General features: G+C 58.5%; 14 protein-coding genes and 1 tRNA gene. 2 read left to right on the top strand and 13 right to left on the bottom strand.

The genetic code is table 11. The features are described 5' to 3' along the window. Positions 1 to 30: 30 nt before the first annotated feature. The 8 genes from QM780_RS00190 to QM780_RS00155 form a co-directional block, all read right to left on the bottom strand. On the bottom strand, positions 31 to 816 hold the full coding sequence (locus QM780_RS00190; protein WP_415068469.1) for a sulfotransferase family 2 domain-containing protein: 786 nt from the start codon (positions 814 to 816) through the stop codon (positions 31 to 33). After that, positions 813 to 1,919: a DegT/DnrJ/EryC1/StrS family aminotransferase gene (locus QM780_RS00185; RefSeq protein WP_415068468.1), complete on the bottom strand. Its 1,107-nt coding sequence runs from the start codon at positions 1,917 to 1,919 to the stop codon at positions 813 to 815. Before QM780_RS00185 ends, QM780_RS00190 begins: the two co-directional genes overlap by 4 nt. A 68-nt stretch (positions 1,920 to 1,987) precedes the next feature. Continuing rightward, the gene (locus QM780_RS00180; RefSeq protein ID WP_415068467.1) at positions 1,988 to 2,623 is read right to left on the bottom strand and encodes an acetyltransferase; all 636 of its coding nucleotides are present in this window, start codon (positions 2,621 to 2,623) and stop codon (positions 1,988 to 1,990) included. After that, the gene (locus QM780_RS00175; RefSeq protein WP_415068466.1) at positions 2,620 to 3,738 is read right to left on the bottom strand and encodes an FkbM family methyltransferase; all 1,119 of its coding nucleotides are present in this window, start codon (positions 3,736 to 3,738) and stop codon (positions 2,620 to 2,622) included. Before QM780_RS00175 ends, QM780_RS00180 begins: the two co-directional genes overlap by 4 nt. Before the next feature lie 403 nt (positions 3,739 to 4,141). Further along, positions 4,142 to 5,281, bottom strand: coding sequence for an acyltransferase family protein (locus QM780_RS00170; RefSeq protein ID WP_415068465.1), 1,140 nt, complete (start codon positions 5,279 to 5,281; stop codon positions 4,142 to 4,144). Between the two features lie 224 nt (positions 5,282 to 5,505). Next, positions 5,506 to 5,581, bottom strand: a tRNA-Phe gene (locus tag QM780_RS00165). Positions 5,582 to 5,670: 89 nt separating this feature from the next. Further along, on the bottom strand, positions 5,671 to 5,895 hold the full coding sequence (locus QM780_RS00160) for a DNA gyrase inhibitor YacG (RefSeq protein ID WP_415068464.1): 225 nt from the start codon (positions 5,893 to 5,895) through the stop codon (positions 5,671 to 5,673). 8 nt (positions 5,896 to 5,903) lie between these two features. Next, the gene (locus QM780_RS00155; protein WP_415068463.1) at positions 5,904 to 6,638 is read right to left on the bottom strand and encodes a Maf family nucleotide pyrophosphatase; all 735 of its coding nucleotides are present in this window, start codon (positions 6,636 to 6,638) and stop codon (positions 5,904 to 5,906) included. 163 nt (positions 6,639 to 6,801) lie between these two features. On the opposite strand from QM780_RS00155, the gene QM780_RS00150 reads away from it, so the two are divergent. Both QM780_RS00150 and QM780_RS00145 read left to right on the top strand, forming a co-directional pair. Then, complete coding sequence (locus QM780_RS00150) at positions 6,802 to 7,509, top strand: Crp/Fnr family transcriptional regulator (protein ID WP_415068462.1); 708 nt, start codon at positions 6,802 to 6,804, stop codon at positions 7,507 to 7,509. A gap of 31 nt (positions 7,510 to 7,540) precedes the next feature. Continuing rightward, complete coding sequence (locus QM780_RS00145; RefSeq protein ID WP_415068461.1) at positions 7,541 to 8,821, top strand: adenylate/guanylate cyclase domain-containing protein; 1,281 nt, start codon at positions 7,541 to 7,543, stop codon at positions 8,819 to 8,821. A gap of 21 nt (positions 8,822 to 8,842) precedes the next feature. Here the strand turns inward: QM780_RS00145 and QM780_RS00140 are convergent, their stop codons facing one another. The 5 genes from QM780_RS00140 to QM780_RS00120 form a co-directional block, all read right to left on the bottom strand. Continuing rightward, positions 8,843 to 9,340, bottom strand: a complete 498-nt coding sequence (locus QM780_RS00140; protein ID WP_415068460.1) for a UPF0262 family protein — start codon at positions 9,338 to 9,340, stop codon at positions 8,843 to 8,845. 6 nt (positions 9,341 to 9,346) lie between these two features. Beyond that, positions 9,347 to 10,645: a histidinol dehydrogenase gene (hisD, locus tag QM780_RS00135; protein ID WP_415068459.1), complete on the bottom strand. Its 1,299-nt coding sequence runs from the start codon at positions 10,643 to 10,645 to the stop codon at positions 9,347 to 9,349. A gap of 37 nt (positions 10,646 to 10,682) precedes the next feature. Further along, on the bottom strand, positions 10,683 to 11,156 hold the full coding sequence (locus QM780_RS00130; RefSeq protein ID WP_415068458.1) for a DUF2948 family protein: 474 nt from the start codon (positions 11,154 to 11,156) through the stop codon (positions 10,683 to 10,685). Between the two features lie 98 nt (positions 11,157 to 11,254). Then, positions 11,255 to 12,547 (bottom strand): UDP-N-acetylglucosamine 1-carboxyvinyltransferase, encoded by a 1,293-nt coding sequence (murA, locus tag QM780_RS00125; RefSeq protein ID WP_415068457.1) that lies wholly within the window; start codon positions 12,545 to 12,547, stop codon positions 11,255 to 11,257. A gap of 127 nt (positions 12,548 to 12,674) precedes the next feature. Continuing rightward, complete coding sequence (locus QM780_RS00120) at positions 12,675 to 12,851, bottom strand: hypothetical protein (RefSeq protein WP_415068456.1); 177 nt, start codon at positions 12,849 to 12,851, stop codon at positions 12,675 to 12,677. Positions 12,852 to 12,937 lie beyond the last annotated feature (86 nt).

Below are 12,937 nucleotides of genomic sequence, written 5' to 3'. Positions count from 1 at the left end.
GACACACAACGTCAGAACTCCAGAGGGCCATCATACGAAATACGCAGGCCCACACCGTTCGTCCAGCACATAGCGGTTGTAGTGAACTTCGCGCAATTTCTTCGCGTGTTCGTAGAGAACGAAGTCGAAATAGAGTTTTTCTTTGAGTACGGCGAGCGCCGCGTCATCGAGCATTAGGTCAGCGTCGATCTTTCGCGAGGCATTTTCGCGGGTGCGACCAAACTTGTCGGGGTATGTTGGGAAGCAAAAGCGTCGGATCGCGTCCATATCCTCGCTAAGTGTTTCTGTCGTTCCGACATAATCGAAACACTTGCTCATGCAGTCGAGGTATTCGGGGAGCGCGCTCGTAGCCAACGGCACCCCGCCGTCGGATCTAAACCAAGAGCGATATACGGCTCGTACATTGTCGTCGTGTACTGGATCCGTCGACAGGACAAATTCCCGGAACGACATCTCAGATATTTCTTTGAGCGCACGCACGGTTCGACGCGAGGTATAGAGGAAGTTTTGCTCTGCGATGACAGCCGGATCGCGCAGATAACTAAAGGCCGAGCGAACGCGATCAATCGGATCTCTTAAAAAGGTGATCTTGAAAAATTTTCCCGTGTCGTAGGGAAGTTCGCAAAACGGCTCATGAAGCCATAAAAAGTCGGCGCCCTTGACTGCATCTTCAGTGACAATTCCGAGAGAGTCATCCTGCCATCTGAGTTCAAGTGTATTGCGGCTGGCGTAGACCGATCTCAGATATACCAGCACCGAAGTACCGGCGGTCTTCGGGATATGCATAAAGAGCAGTGGCCGAAAGTTCTCGTTCATTCTTGAGCCAGCGCAAGCTTCAGGCATTTTGCGATGTGACCGATCTGGTCTTTCGTCAGCTGTTGATGCGTGGGAAGATTTATCCCCCGGCTGGACCAACTGTCCGCCGTCCGGAACTTTTCTTCAGACTTGTAGGGAGGAAGCACGTGCATGGGATAAAATACCGGCCGTGTTTCAATTCCCATTTCATCGAGACGCTTCATGGTTGCATCGCGCCGCTTCGCGTCGCCTTTACGAAGATAGACCGTGTACATCCAGAAAACATGCTGAGCCCAATTCGCCTGGGCCGGCCGAACAATTTCGTCATCTAATTCGGACAACGCCTCATCATACCACCGCGCGACGCGCTTCCGTGCCTCCAATGCGCTATCGATGCCTTCGAGCTGCGCCAGCCCGATAGCCGCTTGTATATTAGTCATGCGGTAATTGTAGCCGACGACCGGAAACCAGTAACGCTGTTCCGGGTCCATCCCCTGCCCGCGATACAATCGGATGCGGTCAGCCAATTCGACATCGTCGGTAGTAATCATTCCACCTTCCCCGGAGGTGATGATCTTATTGCCGAAAAAGCTGAAAGTAGCGCATTTGCCCCATGTACCAATCTTTCTCCCATATGCTTCGCTTCCATGGGCCTCGGCCGCATCCTCGACGACCCATAACCCGTGCTTGCGAGCAAGCTCGCTGATTGATTGCATCTCAGCGGGATGGCCATAGAGGTGCACGACGATAATGCCACGAGTCTTCGGAGTGATTTTCTTCTCAATGTCCGAAGGATCAATCGTCAGAAAATTCTCCGTCACATCCGCGAAAACCGGGGTGGCTCCACAGTAGGTCACGGCATTCGCTGTCGCGACATACGTCACCGTTGGTACGATTACCTCGTCACCGGCGCTAACGCCCAAACCCAGCAGAGCAAGATGCAAGGCAGCGGTGCCGTTACACACCGCAATTGCTCTTTTGGCACCACAAAAGTCCGCGAAAGCTTGCTCAAAAGCGCTGATGTACTTGCCGTTCGACGAGATCCAATTCGTATCGAGGCAATCCATCACATATGCGCGTTCATTTCCAAGAAGCGCCGGCATCGCAACCGGTATTCGTTCCATACCCCCCCCTTATTCCAATCCATGGCCGCGACGTATAAAAAGCGGCAAGCTGACCGGTCCAAAAATCCTTACGCCGACAACGTTGACGGTCGCGCCGGAATGCCCACCGCCGTAACTTCGGGATCGATATCGTTTACGACGACCGCGCCGGCTCCAATCGTTGCGGCACTTCCAATCCGAACCCCTGGGATCGCCTTCACACCCACACCGAGAAAGCAATGTTTTCCCACGACAACGTTGCCAGCAAGGCCGCACTGCGGACCCACGTGCGCAGCTCTTCCTATGATACAGTCATGATCTACGGTTGCGCCGGTATTGACAATTGCAAGATCTCCAACGTTCGTCTCAGCATTTATAACTGCGCCGGGCATGATCGCGATACCATTTCCAAGCGTCACGCTCGGCGACACGATCGCGTACGCGCTGATGGCATTCACGAGCGTGTAGCCCATGTTTAAAATATCTTCCGCCAGGCGGGCTCTTAGAAAATTATTCCCGATGGCAACAAACACCTTTCTAAAGCCCTGATCGCGAAGCTCGCGGAGGTGATCGTCTCCTTGCAATACCCGAATTCCCAAGCACGCATCCGGCGCTGATGCGTTCGCGACGCAATAAGCTACCTCAAATCCGGACGATTGCAGGTTCTCAATGCAGACTTTGGCGTGCCCGCCGGCGCCGACGACGACAACTTCGCTCTTCGTCATCGAAGTCGATCGCGGACGCTGTCTGTGTTCCGCGAAAAGAACAGATTTAGCGAATTCTCATGCTTCATTTGTTCCAGAGACCATTCCTCGAGCTTACCCGTCTCGGAATTGATAACTCTGAACTCGAGCCCGTGCTCGGCGAACGCCTTCATCCATTCGTCATGAGACTTGCCGGCACGTGCGATATGTGACGGACCAAATTCGACAATGAGCCCAATGTCGGCACAGCGCGAAATCGTCTTCGAAGCGCCAGCCAGGACTTCAAGTTCGGCCCCCTCGGCATCAATCTTCATCAAAACCACCGACGCATTAAAGTCCAGGACGTCATCTACGCGAAGCAGCGACACCTCGACGGTGGAGCTGTTTTGGTCTTGCCCGATCGGAAAGAGAGAATGGCAACCGCAGGTTGTCGCGAGATGCAAACGGGCGCGACCATTCTGATTCCAGGCCGCCGCCCCATAAATATCGGTGATGTCCGAAAAGCCGTTATTCGAAATCGATTTCGTCAATAACTCTCGCGTTGGACCATAGGGTTCAAGCGCAACGACTTTTCCCACGCCGCCCATCGCTCGAGCTGCCGCCAAGACATGCATTCCGATGTTGGCGCCGATATCGACGTAAGTGTCGCCTTCGCGCAGATATCGCTGAATGAAGAGCCGCGTTCCTGGCTCCAGATCGCCCCTTTCTGCAAGAAGCGAAAGAAGCGCAAAATCATCGGAAGGGCAAAGTACGTAACCGACCTCCGTCCTGATTAGAGCCGCACCGCCTCCGGTATTCAACGCCACTCTCTTGGCGCTCGTCAGCGAATATTTCTCAATCCTGCCGATAGCTGGCAAAATTTTCGCCACTCGCGCCTCAACTCCGCGAAGCATCGCGCCCGCTTCAGCGCGAACTTGGTTGGTAGCCACGATCCCCGCGCTATGAACGCCTTTAATCGCCTCGCGCCGATCGTCGGCCATATCCTTCAGCAGCCTTTCGATGCGCAGAAGCTGGCTTGAGACGGTAGTCAAAGTCGATTGCGCAGCTTCGAGCTGGGAAAGCCTGGCCTCGACCGAACGACCCTGTTCCTCCACACGCGTCAGCACCTGACCAAGCGAATTTATTGAAGATTTCACCGCATCGATGCGGCCAAGCGTCGTACTGGTCGAATGATTGAGAATTTGAGCCAGTGAATCACCGGCGGTCGAGATTTTGTCGACGACCTCGGCGTGTCTCGTTGACCCGAAAAGAAAACCGCCGGCGCTCTTCAGCGCTAGAGAAATCTTTCGACGTAGTGGGCGCGTCTTGAGGCGGAAGCGAGATACATAGCTTTGATTTTGTGTCTTACTCGGCCCTTCGTCAGCAAACGAAGCCGTGGCCCCATCCCGCTCTGTGATAGCCGCAATTGTCTCGATCGATCTTGCCGCGACTTGCAGGCTTACTCCGCTTCGCATCACTCTATTCATTGGGAGAGGACATCCGTCTTAATGTCAGCAGCATGCTGCCGTCGCCGCCAACGATATCACGTTGGCAGAAATTCTAGCACGACGTTGTCGACCCGGCAGCGATCGTCGGTCGTTCCATTTCGGACAAAGCTGAAAATTTTCGCGCCACATATCTGCCCAGGGCTATGCCGGGAACCTCGACAAAACGCTCGGCGAAGACTGCCAGCGGAATTGTTATCAACAAGACTAGAGCGCCGAAGGCCAGCCCCACAGGAAGATGGTAGGTGGCAATGGTTCCCGCGCCAAGCACGAGATTGATGATATGAAAAAGGACCAGCAGGAAAAATACATGATTTAAGTACAAACTATAACTGATGCGCCCGAGAAACTGAACAACCGGCTGGTTCAGAACGCAGTCCGGTCGTTCTCTGTGATAGAGCACGGCAACACAAAAGAACGACAAGCAAATAATGGCAAAAAGCGCGCCCCCGGAAGCAGCGGGAAAAATAAAGCGCACCGCAGCCATCGCAAAAAGGGCCGGCAACCAGGCATCACCGGATACCTTGGCCAATCCTTTGCTGATCACGTCGGTGGGTATCAGCATTCCGAGGGCAAAACAGAGCAGGGCAACGTTGAAAGACACAGGACCAAATGGCGCGCCAACGAAGAAACAACATTCGGCATACATGACAAACGCGAAAATCGCTGCCGTTCCATAGATTCTGAAGAAATAGAATACCGCGAGAATGACCGGTATAGCGATCACTTCGATTTGCAGCGTCCACGTCGCACCGTTTACGCCTTTGCCGAGAAGTGCAGCATTATCAAAAATGGTCTGGAAAGCGTATTCAGGCATTCCAAGCCTGGATCCCACCATATGACCAGTGATGCCCAGCAGTAAGACGGCGGCGATCAATGCGGGGTAGAGCCGGAAGATCCGGCGAACGGTGAAATCAAGCGCGGTCGCAGAAAAGTTCCGTCCCTCATTGCGCAGAAGAGATTGCGCTAATACCGCACCACTCAAAATGAAGAAGATATTGACCGCCATGCCGCCGCTGAAAATGCTGACGGTCGCACGCTCGACGATATAAGAAGCCGGAAGATCCTGAGGGTATCCGATGCTGACACGGCCCCACAACGTTTTATCGCTCAGATGGATTCCGTGGTGAATAACGACTACACATGCCGCTAACCCGCGTAATCCATCGAGCGCAGACTTACGGTTATTCGTCATTCTCGCCGTCCGGCTTCAGGCCGGACGAACGCTATTGGACCAATGGCGAGCGAACAATTGCAGGCGATCAGACTGTTGTGGGCAACGTTGATCAAGTGCCGGAGTTGTGGCGCGACGCACGCACTCACAACCGCTCGCCTTGAGAGCACTCAAGCTTGAAACGGTTCCCGGCACCCGACTGGGACCCAACGAGCGCTCTAAGGTTTTGATTGGCTTTTGTGAAATGGTGCCCAGGGGCAGAATTGAACTGCCGACACTGCGATTTTCAGTCGCATGCTCTACCAACTGAGCTACCTGGGCCTGCCTCCGCGGCGCTGAGCCCCGAACGAAGTAGGCGGTCCTTATAGGGGGGTGATCGGCGGTATGCAAGCGCCTCAGGCGCCGCAATTTCACTCCCCCTCGCCGTCCTCGTCGGCCCGTTTCCGCTCCTCCGCCGGAGCCGCGTTGTCGCCCTCGTCTTCATGTCGCCCCCCGATCGCGTAGCCCCCTGTGAACCAGCGCGCGAGATCGATATCGGCGCAGCGCTTGGAACAGAATGGTCGATAGGCTTCGACGGCATCCTTGCTGCAAATCGGGCAGCGCAGCGGCTTGCCGCCTGACGAAGACGAAGACATGACGGAACTCAATCGTGGTCGACTTCGGCGTACTTCAGCCAATTATACTGGATCGGAAATTTTTCCGAATTGAGAAGCCCGACGACTTCGGTCAGGGGCAGGCCGACGACATTGGTGTAAGACCCGATCAGACGCTGGACGAAGCATCCGGCCAGCCCTTGAATGGCATATCCGCCGGCCTTCCCGCGCCATTCGCGCGAGGCGATATAGGATTCGAGTTCCGGCTTGCTGATATAGCGAAAACGCACGCGCGTATCGACGATCTTCGTCCGCACCCGGTCGTCTGGCGTGATCAGGCAGACACAGGTTTGGACTTTGTGAGTCCGGCCCGACAGCAATTGTAGCGACGCCATCGCCTCTTCGATATGCGCCGGCTTCATCAAGATCTTGCGCCCCATGGCAACGACGGTATCGGCCGCAAGAATGTAGGCGCCGGCCAGATCCGGGTCATTGGCGATCTGGGCGCGCGCCACTTCCGCCTTCTCGCGCGCAAGCCGGGAGACCAGCGCACGCGGCATTTCTCCCCGCTTTGGGGTCTCGTCGATCGAGGCCGGACGGAGCGCATCGGGCGTGACGCCAACCTGCGCTAAAAGCGTAACCCGGCGCGGGCTGGCGCTCGCCAGCACGAGTTGCGGCCGCTCGATGGCGGCATTTGTTTCCGACCGCTCGCGCGACAGCGTGCGCCGCAGCGTTTCCCGGCCGGGAGCCGCGGACCGGGCAAAAATGGGCAATAAACTGCTCATGAGCGTCGTTACCATGATCGCAACCGCGGACGAAAGAATAAAGGCGACACACGCGGCGCGAACAATGACTTGGGCATTGAATGTTTTGCAAGATCGCACGCGTTGCGGAGGCGCAGAAAACAGGGCATGAATACCCCATTCTTTCACAGAATTGATGGCGGCAATGGCTCTGAAACCAGACCCAGCAGACCTACTCGCCCGGACACCGCTTTTTGGCACCCTTGACGAACCGAGCCGGAAAGCCGTTGCGGCCGAGCTTCGCGAATCTGCCTATGAACCAGGACAGATCATTTTTTCCCGGGGCCAGACGGGGTCCGAACTCCATATCGTCACCAAGGGCCGTGTCCGCCTTTCGGTGCTGACCGCCGACGGCCGCGAACTGTCGTTTGCGCACGTTGAGCCGCCTTCGATCTTCGGCGAACTCGCCGTCTTCGACGGCCGCCCGCGCTCAGCCGACGCCACCGCCGTCAACAAGGTCGAGACGCTGATGCTGTCGAAATCCGCCTTCGTCCGCCTGCTGTCGACTCAGCCGGCGGTCGGCGAAGCCGCCGTGCGTTTTCTTGCCGGACGGCTGCGCGACGCCGACGAGCAACTCGAAGCGATCGCGCTGCACCCGATCGAGGCCCGGCTCGCACGCTTCTTCCTGGCATCCGTCCGCCAGAAGGATCCTTCGGGCAAGGCCGAGAAGATTTCGCTCGCCCTGCCCATTTCACAAAGCGAGCTTGCACTTCTTGTCGGCGCCAGTCGTCCCAAGGTCAACGCCGCCCTGGGCATGCTCGAATCGGAAGGCGCAATCGAGCGCCGAGGCCAGCAAGTCATCTGCAACGTCGCGGCCCTGAGCGACATAGGCCGTCTCGACGACAAGGAATAGCCGCCGTTGCACCGTTCGCCGGGTCATGCGCATGACGATCGTTGATCGGCAGAAAGAGCGTGTTGGGTCGGCCATCCGGGCCATCGGCGCGAGCCGCGTGTTCGAAGGCATTCGCCGCTTCATTCGCGGCATCGCGAACCTCGGCATCAAGCGATATCCGCCCGACATCCAGCGCCGTCTCAAGATCGTGAATGTCTTCTCGGCGCTCGTCGTGATGACGACCTGCATCTACGCGCTCCAGCTCTGGGCGTCGGGCAACAAGGAAATGCTGCCGGCCGTATTCATCAATCTCGGCGTTGCGCTCATCGTCTCGCTGGTGCCGCTGATGCACCGTTTCAACGAAATTGCCGGCGGTCTTCTGCTCGTGGTCGCCGAATTCTCCGCTCTTGTCGGCTTTACGGCTTTCTTCGGCAGGATGGGCGGAGCACCGCTTCAATACGTCATCGCCGCAGCCGCGCCTTTCGTAATTTTCGAGGCGCGACGCTTCTGGATCATCATTGCCATCGTAACGCTCGCGCTCGGCCTGCACCTTTTCTCCTGGTTCACGTTTCCGATGGAAGCCGCTCAGTTCCACGCCGACGAGCGCACGATCAACTCGCTCTACATCCAGGGCGCCGTCACGACATTCGGCCTGATCGCGGCTTGCGTCTATTACGCCTTCAATCTGTTCGAGCACGCCAAGGCCGAGACGGAAATGGTGCTGCGTAATGTGCTTCCCGACAGCGTCGTCGAACGCCTGAAGCAACAGCCGGGCAACGCCATCGCCGACGGCTTTTCGGAAGCCTCGGTAATGTTCGCGGACATCACCGGCTTCGTCGCCATGGCCCGCAACCTCGGCCCGGAAAAAACCGTGGCACTCCTTAACGAACTCGTCAGCGCCTTCGATCATCTGGCCGACAATCACGGCGTCGAAAAAATCAAGACCATCGGCGACGCCTACATGGTGGCATCTGGCGTACCCATTCCGCGCGACGACCATGTCCACGCGCTGGCGTCGATGGCACTCGATCTCGTCGATGCGGTTGCGCGCATCAGCGCCAGCGAAAAGATACCGATCAGCGTCCGCATCGGCATGGCCTCTGGTCCGATGACGGCCGGCATCATCGGCAAAAACAAATTCAGCTACGATATTTGGGGAGATCCGGTGAACTTGGCGAGCCGGCTCGAGCAATCGAGCGTCGCAGGCTCGATCGCAATCTGCCCGGGCTGCGCCGCGGCGCTCGAAAAGGACTTTGTTCTACATCCGCGCGGCGCCATCGAGATCAAGGGGGTAGGCCAGCAGGAGTCGTGGTATCTGCGCGGCCGCAAATGACCGCATGGCTCTCGGTCGGCCTCAGCCCTTCCAGTGCAGCGAGCACACCAGCGTGAACAGTCTCCGCGCCGTGTCGTCATCGACAATGATCTTCGGGCCGAGTTTTTCCTTGAGCAGCACGCTGCCTTCATCGTGCAAAGCACGGCGGCTGACGTCGATCGCCTGAATGCGCGCGGGCGGCGCGGTGCGAACGGCCTCGTAGTAGGACTCGCAGATCATGAAATAGTCTTTGACGATCCTCTTGAGCGGCGTCAGCGCGATGCCGTGCTCGATCGTCTCGCCGCCGTCCGCCGGACTGACGGCGAACAGCAGACGCTCATCCGCCAGCGAAAGATGGAGCTTGTAGGGACCTGCATCGGTGCCATCGATGCGAAACGCATTGCCGTCGAGGATATCGAAGATCGCCACTTCGCGCTCATGCTCGATATTGGAGTTGGCACGGCCAAGCGATTTCGCATCGAGAGTAATCTCGATCAAACGATCCCGACTCTTCTCCGGTGATGCGACGGATTGGTCCATCGAGTTTCAACCTGCTTTTTCGAGCCGGATCTCGACGGACCGCCGATGTCCTTCGAGCCCTTCCGACCTCGCCAGCGTCATTGCCGCTGGCCCAAGCTTCGCAAGCGCGGCCGGATCGAGCTTCAAGATCGAGGTCCGCTTCATGAAATCGAGCACGCCCAATCCGGACGAAAACCGTGCGCTCCGCGCAGTCGGCAGGACATGGTTCGAACCCGAAACATAATCGCCAATGACCTCCGGCGTCACTCCGCCGATGAAGATCGCACCGGCATTGCGGATTTGCTTCCCCAGACCCTCGGCGTCCGCCGTCGCGATCTCGAGATGCTCGGCGGCGATCCGGTCCGCGAGAGGCACGGCCTCGCTGAGCGAATCCAAAATGATTGTGGCGCCGAACGTGTTCCAGCTTTCGCCCGCGATATTTCCACGCGGCAGCGTCTCGAGCTGCCGCTTTACGGCTTTTTCGACCGCCGTCGCGAAAGCGGCGTCATCCGTCATCAAAATGGACTGCGCCGCCGTATCGTGCTCGGCCTGGGCCAAGAGATCGGAAGCGATCCATTCGGGATTGTTGTTCTTGTCCGCAATCACGAGAACTTCTGAAGGCCCGGCGATGGAATCGATGCCGACGACGCCGAACACCTGCCGCTTCGCCGCCGCGACATAGGCATTTCCCGGCCCGACGATCTTGACCACCGGCTTGATCGTCTCCGTGCCATAAGCGAGCGCTGCGACAGCCTGCGCCCCACCAACACGATAGATTTCCGAAACGCCCGCGATCTTGGCCGCCGCCAGCACGAGCGGATTGAGATCGCCGCTCGGGGACGGCACCACCATGACGATGCGCGGCACGCCCGCGACCTTCGCCGGCACTGCATTCATCAGAACCGAGCTCGGATATGATGCCAGGCCACCCGGAACATAGAGCCCGACGGACTCGACCGCCGTCCAGCGGTGCCCAAGCTCCACGCCGGCGGCATCGGTATAGCGATCATCCGACGGCAGCTGCCGCTTATGATGATCGGCGATGCGATTGCATGCGAACGTCAGCGCGTCGAGCGTTTCCTTGGTGCATTCGGCATACGCCGCGTCGACCTCGGCCGCCGTTACTGCAATGCCTGCGCGCTTCAGGTCGAGCCGGTCGAACTTCTGGGTCAGATCGATCAGCGCCGCGTCGCCCCGCGCACGAACGTCATTGATGATCTCGCGCACGGCATTGTCGACGTCGACGGACACCTCGCGCTTCAGACCGAGCAGTTCCGTGAAGCGCGCTTCGAAATCTTTATCGTTGTTGTTAAGCCGCACAGGCATCGGAACTTCAGTCCTTGGGAATTGATCGAAGCAAAACTCAGCTTGCGCCCTCGGGATGCTCGGGTGAGCGCTTGGCTGCCCACGCCGCCCCGAGATCTTTCAATTCGATCTCGATACATTCGACGCCCAGCCGAATGGCCGCGCCACCGGAAAATGTCAACGTGACATTGCCTTCGGGGGATTCGGCACCCCCCGTCGGCTCGAATGTGACGGCCAGAAGCGCCAATGAAGTCCGCTTGTCCTTCAGATCTAACCCCTGGATTTGCGCGGCATTCACCCGCTCGAAGCGGACCGCGGCCCGGCGACGCTCGAACTGCGGCTCCGCCCCGCGTTTCGCCTTTAGCGCTCCATCCGCCGCGTTCGCCCAGTCGAAGCGGTTGGCGATGGCGACGAAACGCTTTTCCTTCGGCAGATAGGCCATATCCCCGACGCGCAAAACCGCATCCTGTAAATGCGCGGAAATGACCCCGAGATCTTCGGCATCGAATGCGATGAGTTTCAAATCCGGCATCGTAACGAATGTCTCCCGCAGGTAGCCGGGCGGCTTGGCTGTCGCCGAGTGTTACAAAGACGCGTCGCATGCCGCAACGGCTGCACCCGGCGCCAACGTCAGCCGCTGCTCAACCGCTCGATCTCGGCTCCGCACGCGCCAAGCTTTCGCTCCAGCTGCTCAAAACCGCGATCCAGATGGTAAACACGGTTGATCACCGTTTCGCCTTCGCCGGCGAGCCCTGCGATCACCAGCGACACCGACGCCCGAAGATCGGTCGCCATCACCGGCGCACCTTTGAGCGTCTTCACGCCCTTGATCGTCGCCGTGTCGCCGTGCAGCTGAATATCGGCCCCAAGCCGCGCCAGCTCCTGGACGTGCATGAATCGATTTTCGAAGATCGTCTCGCGGATAACGCTCGTTCCCGAGGCCCGTGTCAGCAGCGCCATGAGTTGCGCCTGCAGATCGGTCGGAAAGCCGGGGAAGGGCTGCGTTTCGACCGAAATCGGTTCGATGCCGCCGCCGTTCCTCGAAACCCGCACGCCCGTCGCCGTCGCTTCGACCGACGCACCCGTCTCGGCCAGAACATCGAGCGCAGTCTTGAGATCGTGGTAATGCGCGCCTTCCAGCATCACGTCGCCGCCTGTCGCCGCGACCGCCATCGCAAACGTGCCGGTCTCGATACGGTCGGGCAAAACCGTATGAATGGCGCCCTCCAGCCTATCGCGGCCCTGAATACGCAGCACCGACGTGCCGATGCCTTCGACTTTCGCGCCCATCTTTGTAAGGCACACCGCGACATCGCCGATTTCCGGCTCGCGTGCGGCGTTCTCGATTACCGTTTCGCCCTTCGCCAGCGCCGCAGCCAGCAGCACGTTGTGGGTGGCGCCCACCGAAACCTTCGGAAAAACAATATGCGCGCCCCTGAGCCCTTTCGGCGCCTTGGCGACCACGTACCCGCTGTCGATATCGATGTCGGCGCCAAGTTCCTTGAGCCCCATCAGATGAAGATCGACCGGCCGCGTGCCGATGGCGCAGCCTCCCGGCAGCGAAACCTTCGCCTGCCCCATGCGCGCGATCAGCGGCCCCAGCACCCAGAAGCTTGCCCGCATCCGCGACACCATCTCGTAAGGCGCCGTCGTGTCGACGATGTCGCGCGCGGTGAGATGGATCGTATCGCCGAGATGGCTCGGCGGGCTCGACCGCTTGCCGTCAACCGCCAAGTCGACGCCATGATTGCGCAAAATCCGGACCAGAAGATTGACGTCGGCCAGATTGGGAACGTTCTTGAGCGTCAGGCGGTCTTCAGTCAGCAGGCTCGCGATCAGCAGGGGCAGAGCCGCGTTCTTGGCGCCGGAAATCGGAATGGTCCCGCGAAGCTGCTGGCCGCCGACAATTCTGATGCGATCCATGAATTCCAATCGTCTCCAGGTAGGAAAATCGCGCGAATCGGCCGAAAGGCTGAAAGCGCGTGATTATCCGTTGCGCATTAGTCTCGGCAAGCTGCTTTTCCGGCAGAAAGACCGCCATGCCTCGTCATCAACCGGCGTTTCCCCCGCCATCCGCTTTGGTCTCTTTGTCGCGTCGAGCCGCAGCCTTGCGGCGCTTCAGATTGGCCCTGAGTTCCTCAGCCAGCCGCTCCTTGCGCGTCATCCGCTGCGAAGACGGCTTCGCCCCCGAGTTTACTGACGGTTTTGGCGGCAATTCCTCGTTCATCGGCCTTTCGCACGTTTCGATGCGTGTCGCAAAACTCGCAATTTACGCCCCGTCGTCTTCCACGCATTAGCTTGGCTTTCCGGCTT

Origin of the sequence: Hyphomicrobium sp. (assembly GCF_047600905.1) — a bacterium.
Classification (GTDB): domain Bacteria; phylum Pseudomonadota; class Alphaproteobacteria; order Rhizobiales; family Hyphomicrobiaceae; genus Hyphomicrobium_B.
Note: the sequence above shows the minus strand (reverse complement) of the source record. Positions and strands in the feature narration are given on the sequence as shown.